This window comes from Pseudomonas sp. Sample_11, from assembly GCF_004307505.1.
In the GTDB taxonomy this organism is placed as follows: domain Bacteria; phylum Pseudomonadota; class Gammaproteobacteria; order Pseudomonadales; family Pseudomonadaceae; genus Aquipseudomonas; species Aquipseudomonas atacamensis.
Genome location: NZ_RCOD01000004.1, coordinates 47,681 through 66,972 on the forward strand (window position 1 = coordinate 47,681; position 19,292 = coordinate 66,972).

General features: G+C 61.0%; 18 protein-coding genes and 1 pseudogene. 9 read left to right on the top strand and 10 right to left on the bottom strand.

Annotated features, from left to right (window positions below; genetic code table 11):
- Positions 1 to 20: 20 nt before the first annotated feature.
- Positions 21 to 362, bottom strand: a complete 342-nt coding sequence (locus D8U60_RS00615) for a metalloregulator ArsR/SmtB family transcription factor (RefSeq protein ID WP_122612189.1) — start codon at positions 360 to 362, stop codon at positions 21 to 23.
- A 92-nt stretch (positions 363 to 454) separates the two neighbouring features.
- Between D8U60_RS00615 and D8U60_RS00620 the strand changes: the two genes are divergently transcribed.
- On the top strand, positions 455 to 1,318 hold the full coding sequence (locus D8U60_RS00620; RefSeq protein WP_130899233.1) for an MBL fold metallo-hydrolase: 864 nt from the start codon (positions 455 to 457) through the stop codon (positions 1,316 to 1,318).
- A 177-nt stretch (positions 1,319 to 1,495) separates the two neighbouring features.
- Here the strand turns inward: D8U60_RS00620 and bkdR are convergent, their stop codons facing one another.
- The gene (gene bkdR / locus D8U60_RS00625; protein WP_039762201.1) at positions 1,496 to 1,984 is read right to left on the bottom strand and encodes a Bkd operon transcriptional regulator BkdR; all 489 of its coding nucleotides are present in this window, start codon (positions 1,982 to 1,984) and stop codon (positions 1,496 to 1,498) included.
- Between the two features lie 184 nt (positions 1,985 to 2,168).
- On the opposite strand from bkdR, the gene D8U60_RS00630 reads away from it, so the two are divergent.
- The 5 genes from D8U60_RS00630 (at position 2,169) to D8U60_RS00650 (ending at position 8,390) form a co-directional block, all read left to right on the top strand.
- On the top strand, positions 2,169 to 3,404 hold the full coding sequence (locus D8U60_RS00630) for a 3-methyl-2-oxobutanoate dehydrogenase (2-methylpropanoyl-transferring) subunit alpha (RefSeq protein ID WP_024013347.1): 1,236 nt from the start codon (positions 2,169 to 2,171) through the stop codon (positions 3,402 to 3,404).
- A 1-nt stretch (position 3,405) separates the two neighbouring features.
- On the top strand, positions 3,406 to 4,464 hold the full coding sequence (locus tag D8U60_RS00635) for an alpha-ketoacid dehydrogenase subunit beta (RefSeq protein ID WP_003224000.1): 1,059 nt from the start codon (positions 3,406 to 3,408) through the stop codon (positions 4,462 to 4,464).
- The gene (locus D8U60_RS00640) at positions 4,465 to 5,739 is read left to right on the top strand and encodes a dihydrolipoamide acetyltransferase family protein (RefSeq protein WP_130899234.1); all 1,275 of its coding nucleotides are present in this window, start codon (positions 4,465 to 4,467) and stop codon (positions 5,737 to 5,739) included. It abuts the gene before it with no gap.
- A gap of 6 nt (positions 5,740 to 5,745) precedes the next feature.
- Positions 5,746 to 7,119, top strand: a complete 1,374-nt coding sequence (gene lpdA / locus D8U60_RS00645) for a dihydrolipoyl dehydrogenase (protein ID WP_122751069.1) — start codon at positions 5,746 to 5,748, stop codon at positions 7,117 to 7,119.
- A 251-nt stretch (positions 7,120 to 7,370) separates the two neighbouring features.
- The gene (locus D8U60_RS00650) at positions 7,371 to 8,390 is read left to right on the top strand and encodes a branched-chain amino acid aminotransferase (protein WP_016775201.1); all 1,020 of its coding nucleotides are present in this window, start codon (positions 7,371 to 7,373) and stop codon (positions 8,388 to 8,390) included.
- Positions 8,391 to 8,665: 275 nt separating this feature from the next.
- On the opposite strand, the pseudogene D8U60_RS00655 reads toward D8U60_RS00650, so the two are convergent.
- The 4 genes and pseudogenes from D8U60_RS00655 to D8U60_RS00670 all read right to left on the bottom strand — a co-directional run.
- Positions 8,666 to 9,484 (bottom strand): annotated as a pseudogene (locus D8U60_RS00655) (TIGR03915 family putative DNA repair protein); the annotation flags it as partial.
- The gene (locus D8U60_RS00660; protein ID WP_130899235.1) at positions 9,481 to 10,701 is read right to left on the bottom strand and encodes a putative DNA modification/repair radical SAM protein; all 1,221 of its coding nucleotides are present in this window, start codon (positions 10,699 to 10,701) and stop codon (positions 9,481 to 9,483) included. The pseudogene D8U60_RS00655 and the gene D8U60_RS00660, both read right to left, overlap by 4 nt.
- Before the next feature lie 154 nt (positions 10,702 to 10,855).
- Positions 10,856 to 12,124: an Nramp family divalent metal transporter gene (locus tag D8U60_RS00665; RefSeq protein WP_241663507.1), complete on the bottom strand. Its 1,269-nt coding sequence runs from the start codon at positions 12,122 to 12,124 to the stop codon at positions 10,856 to 10,858.
- A 131-nt stretch (positions 12,125 to 12,255) separates the two neighbouring features.
- Positions 12,256 to 12,792 carry a chalcone isomerase family protein gene (locus tag D8U60_RS00670; RefSeq protein ID WP_041476996.1) on the bottom strand — a complete coding sequence of 179 codons (537 nt, stop codon included), beginning with the start codon at positions 12,790 to 12,792 and terminating at the stop codon, positions 12,256 to 12,258.
- A 146-nt stretch (positions 12,793 to 12,938) separates the two neighbouring features.
- Between D8U60_RS00670 and D8U60_RS00675 the strand changes: the two genes are divergently transcribed.
- Both D8U60_RS00675 and D8U60_RS00680 read left to right on the top strand, forming a co-directional pair.
- Complete coding sequence (locus D8U60_RS00675) at positions 12,939 to 13,712, top strand: hypothetical protein (protein WP_076563451.1); 774 nt, start codon at positions 12,939 to 12,941, stop codon at positions 13,710 to 13,712.
- 84 nt (positions 13,713 to 13,796) lie between these two features.
- Positions 13,797 to 14,354, top strand: a complete 558-nt coding sequence (locus tag D8U60_RS00680; RefSeq protein ID WP_071172855.1) for a hypothetical protein — start codon at positions 13,797 to 13,799, stop codon at positions 14,352 to 14,354.
- On the opposite strand, the gene D8U60_RS00685 is transcribed toward D8U60_RS00680, so the two are convergent.
- The 4 genes from D8U60_RS00685 to D8U60_RS00700 all read right to left on the bottom strand — a co-directional run bounded on the left by D8U60_RS00685 (position 14,344) and on the right by D8U60_RS00700 (position 18,124).
- The gene (locus D8U60_RS00685) at positions 14,344 to 15,060 is read right to left on the bottom strand and encodes a dienelactone hydrolase family protein (RefSeq protein WP_130899236.1); all 717 of its coding nucleotides are present in this window, start codon (positions 15,058 to 15,060) and stop codon (positions 14,344 to 14,346) included. The two genes, D8U60_RS00680 and D8U60_RS00685, sit on opposite strands and share 11 nt — an antisense overlap.
- Before the next feature lie 206 nt (positions 15,061 to 15,266).
- Positions 15,267 to 16,379 carry a succinylglutamate desuccinylase/aspartoacylase family protein gene (locus D8U60_RS00690; protein WP_130899237.1) on the bottom strand — a complete coding sequence of 371 codons (1,113 nt, stop codon included), beginning with the start codon at positions 16,377 to 16,379 and terminating at the stop codon, positions 15,267 to 15,269.
- Between the two features lie 199 nt (positions 16,380 to 16,578).
- A complete protein-coding gene (locus D8U60_RS00695) occupies positions 16,579 to 17,358 on the bottom strand; it encodes an ABC transporter substrate-binding protein (protein ID WP_071172858.1) in 780 nt (259 codons plus the stop codon).
- Between the two features lie 337 nt (positions 17,359 to 17,695).
- Entirely contained in the window at positions 17,696 to 18,124 is a 429-nt protein-coding gene (locus D8U60_RS00700) for a rhodanese-like domain-containing protein (RefSeq protein WP_130899238.1), read from the bottom strand.
- Positions 18,125 to 18,225: 101 nt separating this feature from the next.
- Between D8U60_RS00700 and ftrA the strand changes: the two genes are divergently transcribed.
- The gene (ftrA, locus tag D8U60_RS00705) at positions 18,226 to 19,200 is read left to right on the top strand and encodes a transcriptional regulator FtrA (protein WP_130899239.1); all 975 of its coding nucleotides are present in this window, start codon (positions 18,226 to 18,228) and stop codon (positions 19,198 to 19,200) included.
- Positions 19,201 to 19,292 lie beyond the last annotated feature (92 nt).

The window sequence follows — 19,292 nt, forward strand, 5'->3', positions numbered from 1 at the left end:
GTAAGTGTGAGGGCTGGCATTTATGGCTGTTCCCAGCTCTTGAGTACCGCTCCGCAATACAGCCCCGACAGAGTTTTCATCACCTGAATCACTTCGTGACTGGCCAGGCCGTAGAAAATGTATTTGCCTTCGCGGCGGGTCGCGACCAGGCCTTCATCGCGCAAGATGCCCAGTTGCTGGGACAGCGTCGGCTGGCGTACGCCGGTCACTTTTTCCAGCTCGCCGACGTTGCGTTCGCCCTGGGTCAGTTGACAGAGGATCAACAGACGATCCTCATTGGCCAGGGCTTTGAGCAAGGCGCAGGCTTTGGACGCCGAGGCGCGCAGTTGGGCGACTTCACATTCGGTCAGACTGGATTGCATTTGCACGAGGCCTTGAAGGTCACTTAAGCTGCGAACATTATGTTTTTACATAAACTGTTGCAACTCGAAATTCCTCAGCACAGGTTTCTGCCATGTCCGCCCAGATTGAAGCGTTCCTCGACCCCGCCTCCTCGACCTACAGCTACGTGGTCTATGAAGCCGACGGCGGCCAGTGCGCGATCGTCGACCCGGTGCTTGACTACGATGGCGCTGCCGGGCGCACCGGCACGGCGCAGGCGGACAAGATCATCGCTTTCGTGCGTGCGCACCGGCTGCAAGTGCAATGGCTGCTGGAAACCCACGCCCACGCCGATCACCTCTCCGCCGCGCCGTACCTGCGTCGGGAACTGGGCGGTAAGATCGCCATCGGTGAATCGATCAGCAAAGTGCAGAATGTGTTCAAGGCGCTGTTCAATCTGGAGCCGGAATTTTGCGTCGATGGCTCGCAGTTCGATCATCTGTTCGCGCCGAACGAGTCGTTCATGATCGGCGACCTCAAGGCTACCGCGCTGCACGTCCCCGGCCATACGCCAGCGGACATGGCGTACCTGATCGACGGCGAGCAGATCCTGGTGGGTGACACGCTGTTCATGCCCGATGTCGGCACCGCGCGCTGTGATTTCCCTGGCGGCAATGCGCAGCAATTGTTCAAGTCGATCCAGAAGCTGCTGGCGTTTCCCGCCAGCGTGAAGCTTTACGTCTGCCACGATTACCCGCCCGAAGGCCGCGCCTCACAGTGTCAGACCACTGTCGGCGAACAGCGCAAAAGCAATATTCATGTGCATGACGGGATCGATGAAGCGGCGTTCGTCGAGATGCGCACGACACGTGACGCTGGGTTAGGCATGCCGACGTTGCTGCTGCCGGCGATTCAGGTGAACGTGCGGGCGGGGAATCTGCCGGCGCCTGAGGGGAATGGCGTGGTTTACCTGAAGATTCCGCTTAACAAACTCTGACCGCGCTGATTCACGCGCGGAGCCAACTGATCGTTCCCACGCTCTGCGTGGGAATGCCGCCAGGGACGCTCCGCGTTCCGCCTCAAGAAGTGACGCAGAGCGTCACGGGATGCATTCCCACGCGGAGCGTGGGAACGATCGGCGAATGGAGCTGCCGTGGCTGCGATGTTTTGATCTTCACGTCCCCAACGTCAAACCGTTCGCAGGCAACGGCAACGCGGTCTTATAACGCACCTGCTTCAGCGCAAAGCTGGAGCGGATGTTCGCCACCCCCGGCACCTTGGTCAGAAAATCCATCATGAAGCGTTCCAGCGACTGAATGCTCGGCACCAGCACGCGAATCAGATAATCCGGATCACCCGCCATCAGATAGCACTCCATCACCTCAGGCCGATCAGAAATCGCTTCCTCGAAATGCTGCAACGCCTCCTCTACCTGTTTTTCCAGGCTGACGTGAATGAACACGTTCACGTGCAGCCCCAGCAGATCGGCATCCAGCAGCGTGACCTGCTCGCGAATCAAGCCCAATTCTTCCATGGCCTTGACCCGATTGAAGCACGGCGTCGGCGACAGGTTCACCGAGCGAGCGAGGTCGGCGTTGGTGATGCGCGCGTTCTCCTGAAGGCTGTTGAGAATGCCGATGTCGGTACGGTCCAGTTTGCGCATGAGACAAAACCACCTGTTTTTTATGTTTATGCAGAATTTCTATCTGCAAATGGTCCCCAGCGCAACGAAACACAGAGAAATATTCTTCTTGGCCACGCCTATGATTGTTGTAGGACAAGATTTCCTCATCCCGGAATGACTGCCAGCTCACTACAAGAAATTCACAAGATCGAGCGTAGAAGCCATGACCCAAGCGTATGAACCGCTGCGCCTGCACGTCCCTGAACCCTCGGGCCGTCCCGGCTGCAAAACCGACTTTTCCTACCTGCATCTGACCGATGCCGGTACGGTGCGCAAACCTCCTGTCGATGTAGAACCTGCCGATACCGCCGACCTCGCCCGTGGCCTTATCCGCGTGCTCGACGATCAGGGCAACGCCCTCGGCCCGTGGGCCGAAAACGTGCCGGTCGAGATCCTGCGCAAAGGCATGCGCGCGATGCTCAAGACGCGCATCTACGACAACCGCATGGTGGTTGCCCAGCGGCAGAAAAAGATGTCGTTCTACATGCAGAGCCTCGGCGAAGAAGCCATCGGCAGCGCCCAGGCTCTGGCGCTGAACATCGATGACATGTGCTTCCCGACCTACCGCCAGCAAAGCATCCTCATGGCCCGCGATGTGCCGCTGGTCGACCTGATCTGCCAACTGCTGTCCAACGAGCGCGATCCGCTCAAGGGCCGCCAGTTGCCGATCATGTATTCGGTCAAGGACGCCGGCTTCTTCACGATCTCCGGCAACCTCGCCACCCAGTTCATTCAGGGCGTTGGCTGGGGCATGGCCTCGGCGATCAAGGGCGATACGAAAATCGCCTCGGCATGGATCGGCGATGGCGCCACCGCCGAATCGGACTTCCACACCGCCCTCACCTTCGCTCACGTTTATCGCGCGCCGGTGATCCTCAATGTCGTGAATAACCAGTGGGCGATTTCCACCTTCCAGGCCATCGCCGGCGGTGAAGCCACGACTTTCGCCGGACGCGGCGTCGGTTGCGGGATCGCCTCGCTGCGTGTCGATGGCAACGATTTCTACGCGGTATACGCTGCTTCCGCCTGGGCTGCCGAACGCGCCCGGCGCAACCTCGGCCCGACCATGATCGAATGGGTCACCTACCGCGCCGGCCCGCACTCGACCTCCGACGACCCATCGAAATACCGCCCTGCCGATGACTGGAGCCACTTCCCGCTCGGCGACCCGATCGCGCGTCTGAAACAGCACCTGATCAAGGTCGGCCACTGGTCGGAGGAAGAGCACAGCGCCGTCAGCGCTGAACTTGAAGCCGAAGTGATTGCCGCGCAGAAACAGGCCGAACAGTACGGCACCCTCGCCGGCGGGCAGATTCCAAGCGCCGCGACCATGTTCGAAGACGTCTACAAAGAGATGCCGGAGCACTTGAAGCGCCAGCGTCAGCAGTTGGGGATCTGACATGAACGATCACAACAACAATATTCAGTTGGAAACCGCCATGACCACGACCACCATGACCATGATCCAGGCCCTGCGCTCGGCCATGGATGTGATGCTTGAGCGTGATGACAACGTCGTCGTGTTCGGTCAGGACGTCGGCTACTTCGGCGGCGTGTTCCGCTGCACCGAAGGCCTGCAGACCAAGTACGGCACCTCGCGGGTGTTCGACGCACCGATCTCGGAAAGCGGCATCGTCGGCGTCGCCGTGGGCATGGGTGCTTACGGACTGCGCCCGGTCGCCGAAATCCAGTTCGCCGACTACGTCTACCCCGCCTCCGACCAGATCATCTCCGAAGCAGCGCGTCTGCGTTATCGCTCGGCCGGTGAATTCACCGCACCGATGACCCTGCGCATGCCTTGCGGCGGTGGCATCTACGGCGGCCAGACCCACAGCCAGAGCATCGAGGCGATGTTCACTCAGGTCTGCGGTCTGCGCACGGTGATGCCGTCCAACCCCTACGACGCCAAAGGCTTGCTGATCGCCTCCATCGAAAACGATGACCCGGTGATCTTTCTTGAGCCGAAACGCCTGTACAACGGCCCGTTCGATGGCCATCACGACCGCCCGGTAACCCCGTGGTCGAAACACCCGCAAGCCCAGGTGCCGGACGGTTACTACACCGTGCCGCTGGACGTCGCTGCGATCACTCGCCCGGGCAAGGACGTGACCGTGCTGACCTACGGCACCACCGTATACGTCTCGCAAGTCGCTGCCGAAGAATCCGGCGTCGATGCCGAAGTCATCGACCTGCGCAGCCTGTGGCCGCTGGACCTGGAAACCATCGTCAAGTCGGTGAAGAAAACCGGCCGCTGCGTGGTGGTTCACGAAGCCACCCGCACCTGCGGTTTCGGCGCCGAGCTGGTATCGCTGGTGCAAGAGCATTGCTTCCATCACCTGGAAGCGCCGATCGAGCGCGTCACCGGTTGGGACACCCCCTACCCGCACGCGCAGGAGTGGGCGTATTTCCCAGGGCCGTCCCGCGTGGGCGCGGCGTTGAAACGGGTCATGGAGGTCTGAATGGGCACGCACGTTATCAAGATGCCGGACATTGGCGAAGGCATCGCAGAAGTAGAACTGTCGCAGTGGCACGTCAAGGTTGGCGATCTGGTGGTTGAAGACCAGGTGCTGGCGGATGTGATGACCGACAAGGCGATGGTCGATATTCCGTCGCCAGTGCATGGCAAGGTGATTGCCCTTGGTGGTCAGCCGGGTGAAGTGATGGCGGTCGGCAGTGTGCTGATCAGCATTGAAGTCGAAGGGGCTGGCAACCTTAAGGAGTCCGCCGCGCCCGCGCCGGTCAAAGAAGCACCGGTTGCGCCGAAAGTTGAAGCCGCTGTCGAAAGCAAACCCGCCGCAGTCACCGCACCACGTCCGGCTGCCGTTTGCCAAGGCCCGATGGTTGCTCGCGAAGCGAATGAACGCCCGCTCGCATCGCCGGCCGTGCGCAAACATGCGCTGGATCTGGGCATTCAATTGCGTCTGGTGCGCGGCAGCGGCCCGGCCGGTCGCGTGTTGCATGAGGATCTTGAGGCCTATCTGGCGCAAGGTCAGTCGAATGCTTCGGCGCCGGCCGCTGCCGCTTACGCTCAACGCAACGACGAAGAACAGATTCAAGTGATCGGCATGCGCCGCAAGATCGCCCAGCGCATGCAGGACGCCACTCAGCGTGCCGCGCACTTCAGTTATGTCGAGGAAATCGACGTCACCGCGATCGAAGAACTGCGTGCGCACCTGAATGAAAAACATGGCGCCAGCCGTGGCAAGTTGACCTTGTTGCCGTTCCTCGTTCGCGCGCTGGTGGTGGCCCTGCGCGACTTCCCGCAAATGAACGCCCGTTACGACGACGAAGCGCAAGTCATCACCCGCCTCGGCGCGGTGCATGTCGGTGTTGCCACGCAAAGCGATGTCGGCCTGATGGTGCCGGTGGTGCGTCACGCCGAAGCGCGCAGCCTGTGGGACAGCGCCGCGGAAATTTCGCGTTTGGCCAACGCCGCGCGCAATGGCAAGGCCAGCCGCGATGAGCTGTCCGGTTCGACCATTACTCTGACCAGCCTCGGTGCGCTGGGCGGCATTGTCAGCACGCCGGTGCTGAACCTGCCGGAAGTGGCCATTGTCGGCGTGAACAAAATCGTCGAACGGCCAATGGTGGTCAAAGGCCAAGTGGTGATCCGCAAAATGATGAACCTCTCCAGCTCCTTCGATCACCGCGTGGTCGACGGCATGGACGCGGCGCTCTTCATTCAGGCCATCCGTGGCTTGCTCGAACAACCCGCCACCTTGTTTGTGGAGTAAGCCCGAATGCAATCTCTGAACACTACGCTGCTGATCATCGGCGGCGGCCCCGGCGGTTACGTCACGGCAATCCGCGCCGGGCAATTGGGCATCCCGACCATCCTGGTCGAAGGCCAATCGTTGGGCGGCACCTGCCTGAATATCGGCTGCATTCCGTCGAAAGCGCTGATTCATGTGGCTGAGCAGTTTCATCAGACGCAGCATCACAGCCAGCATTCGGCGTTGGGCATCAGCGTTGCCGCGCCGACCCTGGATATCAGCAAAAGCGTCGAGTGGAAGGACGGCATCGTTGATCGCCTGACCACTGGCGTCGCCGCGCTGTTGAAGAAGAACAAGGTTCAGGTCATCAACGGCTGGGCGAAAATCATCGACGGCAAAACCGTGGAAGTCGGCGATACCCGAATCCAGTGCGAGCATCTGGTGCTGGCCACCGGCTCGACCAGCGTCAACCTGCCGATCCTGCCGATTGGCGGGCCAATCATCTCCTCCACCGAAGCGCTGGCGCCGACGTCTGTGCCGAAACGCCTGGTCGTGGTCGGCGGTGGTTACATCGGCCTGGAGCTGGGCATCGCCTATCGCAAGCTCGGCGCCGAAGTCAGCGTGGTCGAGGCGCAGGACCGCATCCTGCCGGCTTACGACGCAGAACTGACGCAACCGGTGCATGAGGCGCTCAAGCAACTGGGTGTGAAGCTGTACCTCGAGCACAGCGTGCTCGGTTTCGACGGCACATTGCAGGTGCGCGATCCCGAAGGCGAAACCCTCAATCTGGAAACCGACCAAGTACTGGTTGCCGTCGGTCGCAAACCCAATACTCAAGGCTTCAATCTCGAAGCACTGAATCTGGACATGAACGGTTCGGCGATCAGGATCGACAGCGGTTGCCAGACCAGCATGCGCAACGTCTACGCCATTGGCGACGTGAGCGGCGAACCGATGCTGGCCCACCGCGCCATGGCTCAGGGCGAAATGGTTGCCGAGCTGATCAGCGGCAAGCGCCGCGAATTCAACCCGACCGCCATCGCCGCCGTGTGCTTTACCGACCCGGAACTGGTGGTGGTCGGCAAAACTCCGGACGAGGCCAAGGCTGCGGGGCTGGACTGCATCGTTGCAAGCTTCCCGTTCGCCGCCAACGGCCGCGCAATGACCTTGGAATCGAAAAGCGGCTTCGTCCGCGTGGTCGCACGTCGCGACAATCATCTGATTGTCGGCTGGCAAGCGGTGGGAGTCGGCGTTTCCGAATTGTCGACGGCATTCGCGCAGAGCCTGGAAATGGGCGCGAGACTGGAAGACATCGGCGGCACCATTCATGCCCACCCCACCTTGGGCGAAGCGGTGCAGGAAGCGGCGTTGCGGGCGCTGGGGCATGCGCTGCATCTGTAAATCCGTCAAATTGATCGTTCCCACGCTCCGAGTGGGAATGCAGCCCGGGACGCTCTGCGTCCCAACAGCCGAACGCGGAGCGTCCGATGAGGCATTCCCACGCAGAGCGTGGGAACGATCAGTCGAGGGAACGATCAGCGGAGCGAATTCCGGCTGCGAAACCGCTCAAGAATGAAGTATTGTTGTGCCCATCCAAAAAAACGTCAGAAGCCTTGAACCGTTTCGGCGGTTGTTCAGTGATAGAGGGTGTCATGGGTAACGAAAGCATCAATTGGGACAAGCTGGGTTTTGACTACATCAAGACCGACAAGCGCTATCTGTCGTACTTTCGCGATGGCGAGTGGGACAAAGGCACCCTGACCGAAGATAACGTCCTGCACATCAGCGAAGGCTCCACCGCCCTTCACTATGGTCAGCAGTGCTTCGAAGGCATGAAGGCCTATCGCTGCAAGGACGGCTCGATCAACCTGTTCCGCCCGGACCAGAACGCCCTGCGCATGCAACGCAGCTGCGCGCGTCTGCTGATGCCGACGGTCGACACCGAGCAGTTCATCGAAGCCTGCAAAGCCGTGGTTCGCGCCAACGAGCGTTTCATCCCGCCGTACGGCACCGGCGGCGCGCTGTACCTGCGCCCGTTCGTGATCGGCGTCGGTGACAACATCGGCGTGCGCACCGCGCCCGAGTTCATCTTTTCGATCTTCTGCATCCCGGTCGGCGCCTACTTCAAGGGCGGCCTGACCCCGCACAACTTCCAGATCTCCAGCTACGACCGCGCGGCCCCGCAAGGCACCGGTGCGGCCAAGGTCGGTGGCAACTACGCCGCCAGCCTGATGCCGGGCTCGAAAGCCAAGAAAGCCAACTTCGCCGACGCGATCTACCTCGATCCGATGACCCACACCAAGATCGAGGAAGTCGGTTCGGCCAACTTCTTCGGGATCACCCACGACAACAAGTTCGTCACCCCGAACTCGCCATCGGTCCTGCCAGGCATCACCCGCCTGTCGCTGATCGAACTGGCCAAATCGCGTCTGGGCCTGGAAGTGGTCGAAGGCGACGTGCTGATCGACAAGCTGTCGGACTTCAAGGAAGCCGGTGCCTGCGGTACCGCTGCGGTGATCACGCCGATTGGTGGCATCAGCTACAACGATCACCTGCATGTGTTCCACAGCGAAACCGAGGTAGGCCCGGTAACCCAGCAGCTCTACAAAGAGCTGACTGGCGTGCAGACCGGCGACATCGAAGCGCCAGCGGGCTGGATCGTCAAGGTTTGATCTGACGACTGCTGATGCTCAAAAGCCCTCCACCGAGTGATTGGTGGGGGGCTTTTTTGATTGTGGTTGTTGGTTTTTTTTGTGTAAGGCTGGAGATCTTTTCCCCCTCACCCCAGCCCTCTCCCCCAAGGGGGCGAGGGGGAAAGGGAGCCGACTTGTGCGCTTTTCAAAAATCGCGCTCACCTCGGCCATTCAGGTCGATGGAGTTCGCAAGAACACCTCGGTCGGCTCCCTCTCCCTCCGGGAGAGGGCTGGGGTGAGGTAGGCTTTTCGCTCTTCAAGGCAATCCGTTTACCAAGTCGATCAGCAATCCCACTCGCCTGCCCATTCTGCTGCTTGCCCATCCGCGCCTGGGTGATCAATCCCGGTATCAACTCCCCCTCCGGCAGATTCTTCCAGAACCGCACCGGCAGATGCCCTTGCATGACCTTCGGGTTCAACCGCGCCGGGTTGAAGATGTGGCTGTAGTAGGTTAACCACAAATCGCCGTGGGGATCGTCGACGTTCTGCGCCAGTTGCTGCCACTCAATCGGGCACTGCCGCTCGTGAATCAATTGCTCACCGTCGTAATAAACGCCGTCACGCGGTGTGGCGATCAACCAGCGATGCTGGCCCATTCGCCCGATGAAATGCTCGCTGGCGCTGTGCAGAATGTCATGCGCCGGTTCGTGCCACGCCACGTATTGTGGACCAGGCAGATCCTTGGACCGCTCGATGAAACGCACAAACGCATGCAGATGATGGGCCTCGCGGCTGACCTGCTTGATGCGCCGCTGCAATTCGCTGCCGAGCTTGTCGCCCGCCATCATCGCCGTGCGGTCGCCGTGACTGACGCGCCAGAGCACTTCATACAACAGGCTCCAGCGCTGTTCGCCGCGATAGCGCGCCGCTTGTTCGAGGGTGGCGAGCAGCGCACGGGGAATACGCGCCTGAAACGGCCCCTGCCCTTCGGGCACGTGATCATCGCTGGCAAACAGATCGCCCACCCCTTCCGCCGCCCAGCTCACCAGACTTGGGTCGATTTCATGGCTGAGCAACCAGCGCGCCTGCTGGCGCCAGGTGTCGAACAGATCGTCACAATCGAGACTGATCATCCCCACAACCCCATCTGCTGCGGCATCGGCCGGTCGCGCAATTGCTGGTAGAGCATGTGACTGGTGACTTCCGCCTGTTGCGGGTGGTAATCGCTGGTGATGATGAACGGCTTGGCCTTGGCCAGCACACAGCGCATCCGTGCCACATCTTCGTAACGGATGCGGCGCTGACGGCGCAACTCGACCAGGCGCTCGGTGGTGCGCAAGCCGATGCCCGGGATGCGTGCGATCAACGTCGCGTCGGCACGATTGAGGTCCAGCGGGAACACTTCGCGATTTTCCAGCGCCCAAGCCAGCTTCGGGTCAATATCGAGCGCCAGATTGCCCGGGCCTTTGAGCAATTCCTCAGCGCTGTAGCCGTAGCTGCGCAGGAGGAAATCAGCCTGATACAAACGGTGCTCACGCATCAGCGGTGGCGCGGCGAGCGGTACGCTTTTCGGGCTGTCGGGGATCGGACTGAATGCCGAGTAATAGACCCGGCGCAAACGGAAGTTGCCATAAAGGGACTGAGCGCTGTGGAGGATGGTGCTGTCGTCGGTGTCATCGGCACCGACGATCAATTGCGTGCTTTGTCCGGCCGGGGCGAATTTTGCCGAGCGCGGCTCGTTCAACACTGTTTGCACGCCGGTGTAGATGGTGTTCATCGCTTGCTTGATCGAGGTGATGTCCTTCTCCGGCGCCAGTGTCTGCAGGCTGGCATCGGTGGGCAGTTCGATGTTGACGCTGAGGCGATCGGCATAGCGCCCGGCTTCTTCGATCAAGGCGGGATCGGCTTCCGGAATGGTCTTCAAATGGATGTAGCCGCGAAATTCGTGCTCTTCGCGGAGCAACTTGGCGACGCGCACCAGTTGCTCCATGGTGTAGTCCGCCGAGCGAATGATCCCGGAGCTGAGAAACAGCCCGCTGACGCAGTTGCGCCGGTAGAAATCCATGGTCAGCGTCACGACTTCTTCCGGGGTGAAGCGCGCACGTGGCACATCGCTGGAACGGCGGTTGACGCAATATTGGCAATCGTAAAGACAGAAGTTGGTCAGCAGGATTTTCAGCAACGACACACAGCGCCCGTCCGGCGTGTAGCTGTGGCAAATGCCCATGCCGTCCGTCGAACCGAGCCCGCTCTTGCCCTCGGAGCTGCGCTTGGGCGCACCACTGCTGGCGCAGGAGGCGTCGTACTTGGCGGCGTCGGCGAGGATGCTCAGCTTGTCGATGATTTGCATGGCGCGGGCTCTTTACTGTGTGCACATACAGTATAGGCTCGCCCGCCGCGAAACAAGTTGATGGATGACCCCTCGTCGGCTGGCCATCCAGATTGCGGCGTGTGGGAGCGAGCCTGCTCGCGAATAGGCCCTGCCAGTCACCGCAACTCAGTGATCAAACCGCCCACTGCAATATCAACCAGCTGTTCGCCCCGCTGATCAACACAAACAGCCCCCAGGCCAGCACCCGCGTGGGCCAGCGATTGACGAACGGCCCCATCAATTGCCGATCGTTGGTCATGCGGATCAGCGGGTACAAGGCAAACGGCAGTTGCAGGCTGAGCACCACCTGGCTCAACACCAGCAGTTTGCCGATCGCGCCATCACCGAGCAGCCAGACGCCGATGAACGCCGGAATCAGCGCCAGCCCGCGAGTGATCAAACGCCGCTGCCAGCACGGGATGCGCAGGTTCAGATAGCCCTCCATGATCACCTGCCCGGCGATGGTCCCGGTGAAGGTCGAACTTTGCCCCGACGCGAGCAGTGCCACGCCGAACAGCACACTGGCCAGCGCACCGCCAACCAGTGGGTCGAGCAGGTGATAGGCGTCCTGAATGTCGACCACATCGGTGTGCCCGGACTGGTGAAACGCCGCCGCTGCGAGAATCAGGATCGCCGCGTTGACCAGCAGCGCCAGGGCCAGGGAACCGATGGTGTCGATGCGCGCCAGTTTCACCGCGTCCCGCTTGCTCGCCAGGTCCTTGCCGATCATCCGCGTTTGCACGATCGAGGTGTGCAGATACAGGTTATGCGGCATCACTGTGGCGCCGAGGATGCCGATGGCCAGATACAGCGGCGCCGCATCGCTGATCGCGGACAGCGAGGGTTTGAAGCCCAGCGCCACGTCTGGCCAGTACGGTTTGATCAACAACAATTCGACGAAGAAACACACACCGATGGTCGCGACCAGCACCAGCATGATCGCTTCGAGACGGCGGAATCCCCGGTTCTGCAGGGCCAGCACCAACAGCGTGTCGAAAGCCGTCAGAGCGATGCCGAAGGTCAGCGAGCAACCGAGCAGCAAGTGAAACGCGAGAGCGCAGCCGAGCACTTCGGCGAGGTCGGTGGCGATGATCGAGATTTCCGCCAGCAGCCATTGCAGGCGCGCTGTCGGCGTGCTGTAGCGCTCGCGGGACAACTGCGCCAGATCGCGACCAGTGGCGATGCCCAGCCGCGAACACAGGCACTGCACCACCATGCCGGCCAGACTCGCCAGCAACACGACGAATAAAAGACTGTAGCCAAAACGCGAACCGGCCTCGATCGCGGTCGCCCAGTTGCCCGGATCCATGTAGCCGATCGACACCAGCAAACCGGGACCGGCGAAACGCAGCACACGTTTGAAGAACGAGGCAGTCGGATCGACCGCAACACTGCCGGCCACTTCCGGCGGGCAAAACGGCGCGGTGGCGATTTTGGGCAGGCTGAATTTCACGCACACATCCAGAAACAAAAACGGGAGCCCGGCAGCTTAGTCGTTTCGCCTGATGCCTTGAAGCGCAAAAATCACTGAACCTATGGGTTCACCCCCAGCAACTGCTCGCGCAACTCGGGACTGCGTGTTCGCGGATCCAGCCAGATATCGAAAAACGCCTTGGCAAACTGTGGATCCTCAATCTCATGCTGGAGCTTCTGGCCGACAAAAAACCGCGCGCCCTGCCCCGGCAGATACACGCCGGTTATGCGCGTGCCGGCCTGAACGTCGACAAACGATTGCTGCATCTGCTTTTGCCAGCCGGCCAATTGCGCTGAAGTGACCCGAGGACCGGCCAGGCGTTTGATCTCATCGACGCTGGTGCTGACCAGATCGTCTCGCGAAATGTTGCGCCGGTAGATCAGCTCCAGGGCAAACGGCTGGCCGTCCGCCAGAGGCCGCGCGGCACTCCACAACCGCGCGCTGTAAACATCGAAGCCGAACACGCTGAAATCGCCGCTGCCGATGATTTGCGCGCCCGGCACTGCGTCCTGCCAATTGGCCCATGTCGGCGTCAGCAACAGTGCCCACAAGCCGATGCCACAACAGCCGCGTACGAGCTTGGGTGTTCTGTTCATCGCCGTATCGTCTCCGCTGCATTGTGATGATCAAAGCATAGCTGGATTCGCGCCTGATTTTTTGTATACAAAAATTGCGAACATAGGCAGCAATCTTTAATCGGCAGTGCTAACGTGGCTCATCCTGACCCGACGGAGACACCCGCGTGCTGATCCTCAAACTGCTGCTGATTCCCGGTTTTCTCCTGCTGATTTCCCTGGCAGGCAAACGTTGGGGGCCGAGCGTGGCCGGGTGGCTGTCAGGATTGCCGGTAGTGGTCGGGCCGATTCTGTTCTTTCTGGCGATTGAACAAGGGCCGCAGTTTGCCGCGCAATCGGCGGTGGCGGCGCTGTCGGCAATGTTCGCGATGATCGCTTTCTGCATCACTTATGCGCAGGTGGCGCAGCGGGCGAACTGGCCGTGGGCGTTGACCATTTCGTTGGCGGTGTGGGCCGCGCTGGCGACGGTGTTGTCGGTGATCCCCTCGTCCTTGCCGTTCTCGGTGATTGCGGCAGCGGTGGCACTGCTCGCTTCGCCTTATCTGTTCCCCGAGGTGCAGCCGGTGTTGAACGGGCCAGCACCGAAGTCGGACAAACTGATCTGGCGGATGATCGCCGGTGCGGCGCTGACGCTGGTGGTGACGATGCTCGCCAGCACCGTCGGCGAACGCTGGAGCGGCCTGCTCGCGGTGTTCCCGGTGCTCGGCAGCGTCATGGCAGTGTTCTCGCAACAAACTCGCGGCCCGGCGTTTACCGCTGCGTTATTGCGCGCAACGGCGACCGGCATGTATTCGTTCTCGGCGTTCTGCCTGGTGTCGGCCCTGACGCTGCCGAGCATGGGCCTCAGCGGTTTTGTCGTAGGCGTGGCAGTGTCGGTGGCGATGCTCGGGGTGACCCGGCGTCTGCTGGCGCGGCCATTGGCCAAGGCGCAAGCGCAATAACCGCCCGGACGAATCGCGCTGGAACGCCCGGCACGCTCCGTGGGATGATCGCCCGCCTCGCGCGACCATTCACCGGAGATTCACATGTCATTGTTGAGCAAAAAAGCCGTCGTCCTGATGCTGGCGGCCGTCGCCGGTTTCGCCGCGATCAACGCGCACGCCGCCAAGGAAAAGGTCAAAACCGAGAAGGTTACGCTGCTCGACGGCAAATTCGCCTTCGTCCTGCCCAAAGGCTTTGTCGCCGACCCGCTGCCCGCCAGCCCGAGCGGGGCCAAGGGCACGATGTACACTAACCAGACCACCAAGACCGTGGTCATCGCCGCCGAAAACCAGATCCCGGCTGGGCAGAACGTCAAGGACAACGACGGTGAGTTTCTTGACGGCAGCGTGTCGAGTTTCATCGACGATCAGCGCAAGGCCCTGCCGGACTTCAATAAACTCAGCGAGAAAAGCCTGACCCAGAAAGGTACCGGCCTGGGTCTGCGTCAGGTTGACAGCACCGCCACCCAGGGCGGTGGCCAGACGCTGAACACCACATTGCTGGCCGGCTCGGGGACGAAGATGGCGCTGGTGCAGGTGATTTCCCGCGCCAGCGACAAGAAGGGTCACGATGCTTTGGTCAAAGCCATCGTCAAGGATTGAGCCGCTGCAACCAGCCGTTCAAATCGCGCAATTCGGCCGCACTGATGCTGTGGCCGACTCCCGGATACGCGTGAAACTCGGGCTGGTAATCGAGCTTGTGCAATAGCGCGTTGGTCTCGGTGCCGTGACGGTAAGGCACCGGATCATCAGCGGTGCCGTGGCCGATAAATATGCTCAGCGGCAGTGGCGCTTGCCCGGGCTTGAGTTCGGCTTTGAGCACCGGCAACAAGCGCCCGCTCAACGCGGCAAACCCGCCCACGACCGCTGGCGCGCGCAGGCCCACTTCGTAACTCATCATCGCGCCCTGGCTGAAGCCGATCAGGTACACCTTGTCCGGCGCGGCGTGATATTTCTTCGTCGCCTGGGCGATAAAGTCGCGCAGCTTCTGGCCGCTGACCTTCAGATCATCGGTCTCGCCGTTGTAGGCGCCTTCACCTTTCTTGCGAAACCACTGGAAACGTCCTTCACCCAACGTCATCGGTGCCCGCACCGATAGGTAGTTGTACTGCGGCGGCAGCTGAAATTTCATGCCGATCAGATCGGCCTCGTTACTGCCGTAACCGTGCAGGAAAATCACCAGCGGACGTGGTTCGGCGTCGGCGTGGACCTGTTCGAGGTATTTGAGCGGCAGGTCGGATTGCAGGGTGGTTTGCGCGTGAACGGCGGTGGATGCGAGCAGGGTCAGCAGGGCGAACAATTTGAGCATTGCAGCGTTCCTTCACAGAGTGTCGGGTTCGCCGGGGAGCCTAACATTCTCGGCTGAGGATCCAAATTTTGTGGCGTGGCTGATGCCGCTATCGCTGGCAAGCCAGCTCCCACAAGAATTGCGGCGTCTCCGAAATTTGAGATCAACCGCAACCCTGTGGGAGCTGGCTTGCCAGCGATGAGGTCAGCAAATTCAGCGAAGAGCCATCAGTCGTTGGTCAGCTTGCCGGTACGAAACGGCACCCGCCCCGCCACTTTCGCCTGCCAGATCCCCGGCTCGGTATAGCGCCCGCGATCAATCGCGAACAGCACCCCGCTGGTGCCGGCGCGCACGGTGGTCACGCGATCCTGCAACGGGTCAACGACCTCGAACAGCGCATCGCCCTGCTCTACCCACTCGCCGGCATTGCGCAAGAAACTGACCACGCCATGGTGCGGGGCGAACAGGTATTCGGTGCCTTCGAACGGCAGACCTTCACAACATTCGCTCGGCGCCGCCGGCCATTCGCCGCTGATGAAACCCTGCTCGGCGAGAAAGCCCAGAATCGCTTCGCAATTGGCCTGAGCCTGATCGACGCGGGTGTCGCCCATGCTGCCCAGCTCCAGCGTCGTCGCCAGATTCGCCGCCGGAATCGCCGCGTTCGGGAATGCTTTGGCCAGACGCAGCCACGGCGTCGAGCACGACTCATCGAACGAGCTACCGCCGGAATCCTCGCAGAGCAACGCGACGCCGGCCTGCAACCGCGCCGCCAGCGATTGCCATTGCGGCCAGTGTTGTGGCAGCGCGTAGAGGTGAATCGCAGCGTCGAAGTCGCAATGCAGGTCAAGGGTGATGTCGGCGTCGCAGGCGTGGCGCAGCAACAAGCGGTGCAAGGCTTCCAGTTGCGAGGCCGGCGCTGGCAATTCCTCGAAGACCTGAGCCATGGCCTGGCGGATCAGCGCGACGTTGGCCTCGGCATCCGCGCCCAGACGCTCGCCAACCAGCGCCGCGACCGGGGCGCTGAGTTCGACGAATGCGCGGTTGAAATTCTTGCCGCTGCCCAGTTCGAAGCGGCCCATGTGATTGCCTTGCAGATGCTGATCCAGGCCGATCGGATTGGCCACCGGCACCAGTTCGATAACGCCCTGCAAACGGCCCTGCCGTTCCAGTTCGTTCAAACGCAGCTTGAGTTCCCACGCGGTACGCATGCCCGGCAGTTCATCGGCGTGCAGGCTGGCCTGGATATACACCTTGCGGCTGCCGGCGCCGTAGCGGAACACGCTGAGGGAGCGCTCGCTGCCCAAGTGGCTCCAGGGCAGAACGTGGTCGATGCGTTGCATGGAAAACTCCTTAATAGCTGGGTTACGCAAATCCCTGTGGGAGCGAGCCTGCTCGCGAATGCGTCAGGTCAGACGATGACGATGTCGAATGTCAGACCGCTTTCGCGAGCAGGCTCGCTCCCACAGAGAATTTCCATCAATAAAAGAACATAAAAAAAGTGGCCACCGCGCAAACGGGGCCACTTTTTTTCACGGCGTATTAATGGCCGTATACGTCAAAGTCGAAGTACTTGTCCTGGACTTTCTTGTACTCGCCATTGGCGCGGATTTCGGTGATGGCTTTGTTGAATTGCTCAGCCAGCGCAGTATCGCCCTTGCGCACGGCAATGCCAGCGCCGCCGCCGAAGTACTTGGCGTCTTCGTAGGTCGGGCCGACGAATTCGAAGCCTTTGCCGGCGTCGGTTTTCAGGAAACCGTCGCTGAGGTTGACCGAGTCAGCGAGCATCGCGTCGATACGCCCGGACACCATGTCGAGGTTGGCTTCCTGCTGCGAGCCGTAGCGCGTCAGTTCGATCCCGGCCGGAACCAGCACTTCGGTCGCGTAACGGTCGTGAGTACTGGCGCGCAGCACGCCGACTTTCTTGCCCTTGAGTTCGGTCAGCGGGTCTTTCACGCCCGAGCCTTCCTTCATCACGAAACGTGCCGGGGTGTGGTAGTACTTGATGGTGAAATCGACGTTTTTCTTGCGATCGTCAGTGATGGTCATCGACGACAGGATCGCGTCGATCTTCTTCACTTTCAGCGCCGGGATCAGGCCATCGAACTCTTGCTCGACCCAAGTGCATTTAACCTTCATCTGCGCGCACAGTGCGTCACCGATGTCCACGTCAAAACCAGTGAGTTTGCCGTCAGGGGTTTTCATCGAGAATGGCGGGTACCCGGCTTCGATACCGATGCGGATCGGCTTGGCGTCTTCGGCCACGGCGGTCAGGGACAACATCGACAGTGCCAGGGCACCGAACATCACTAGCTTTTTCATTTATTACTCCCGTGCGGAGGCTTTTATTGGCAGCTTTCGAGTCAGCGTTCGGTCATGGCGTTCTAACGGCAAAAACCGACGTGGCCGGCAGTCTATGGCGGCGCGCAGGGAGGCAATTGTTTTTAAGCGACAATTACTTACAGAACATCGGCGCACGCATTGACGAGGGTCAACGCGTGCGCCGTGGTGGTGCGAAGGCTGTAGGACAAGACTGTTTTCAGAGCAAGAAACACCGATCCTCCTGTACAAGGAGCTGCCGGAGGCTGCGATCTTTTGATCTTGTTTTTTTGAGATCAAGATCAAAAGATCGCAGCCTCCGGCAGCTCCTACAGAAACGTCAGCATTCGCAGGCGACAGGTGTATTGGCCACTGACGCCACGCTCAGTTCGAAACCCTCATCGAGCCATCCGGTGACACCGCCAATCATCTCTTTCACCGGATAACCCAACGCCGCGAGCTTCACCGCCGCCTTGTTCGCCCCATTGCAATGCGGCCCTGCGCAATAGACCACGAACAACGTGCTTTTCGGGTGATCGGCCAAGCGCTCCGCCGTGAGCAAGCGGGTCGGGATATTGATCGCGCCGGGCACATGGCCGCCCTCGAACGCCAATGGGCCGCGCACATCCACCAGAACAAAATCGACCTCCCCGGCCTCGTGGCTACTGAACACGTCGGAACAATCGGTTTCGAAGGTCAGACGATTGCTGAAATGCATCAGGGCAATCGCCGAAGGTGCGGCGGGGATTTCGCGAACCAGGCTGGTCATGTTGTGTTGCTCCTTTGTCTGTGGGGGATGAACAGACTTTATCGAGACGGCGCCTGCCGCTACAGTGGCGCGCAAGACACCGACCGGGAGTTTTCCGCCAAATGCTCACTCAGCCCAATCTGGTTGCCATTCTGGCCTACGATGGCCTCTGCACGTTCGAGTTCGGCATTGCCGTGGAGATCTTCGGCCTGGCCCGACCAGAGTTCGATTTCCCTTGGTACGAGCATGCGATTGCTGCAGTCGATCCAGGCCCGATGCGCGCCATGGGTGGCATTCAGGTACTGGCCGATGGTGGCCTGGAATTGCTCGCCGAAGCGCGCACCATCGTCATTCCGGGCTGGCGCTGCCGCAACGCCCCGGTACCGCCTGCGCTGATCGACGCGTTGCGTCAGGCCCATGACCGAGGCGCGCGGTTGCTGTCGATCTGCTCCGGGGTGTTCGTCCTTGCAGCCAGCGGCCTGCTCGACGGCCACCGCGCCACCACGCACTGGCGCTACACCGGTGAACTGGCGCAACGCTTCCCTGCGATCGAGGTCGATCCGGACGTGCTCTACGTCGACGCCGGTCAACTGATCACCTCCGCCGGAAGCGCCGCCGGCATCGACGCCTGCCTGCATCTGGTGACACGTGACTTCGGCACGCATGTCGCCAACGCCGTCGCGCGGCGACTGGTCATGTCGCCACAACGCACCGGCGGCCAGGCCCAATTCATCCCCACCCCGGTCAGCCCGACACCCCGCAGCGACCTGTCGCGCGTCATGCAATGGGCCCGCGAACGCCTGCACGAACCACTGGAAGTCCGCGATCTGGCCAGCGAAGCGGCAATGAGCGAGCGCACGTTTTTGCGGCGCTTCACCGAAGCCAGCGGGCAAACGCCCAAGTCCTGGCTGCAACATGAACGCCTGGCGCGAGCACGAGAGCTGCTCGAGAGCACCCATCAACACACCGAGCAGATCGCCCAGCGCTGCGGCTATCGCTCGGTGGAGAGTTTTCGTGTGGCGTTTCGCAGCGTGGTGGGCGTACCGCCGTCGGTTTATCGAGAGCGGTTTGGGCGGTCGGGTAAGGCGATTTGTTGACCTGTCTGGCAATGGCTTTATTGAAATGCTCCGTCTGGTATTTCCCAATCCAATCGTCAGGTAAACGCAGCGTTCTCCCGGCTAGCAAGAGG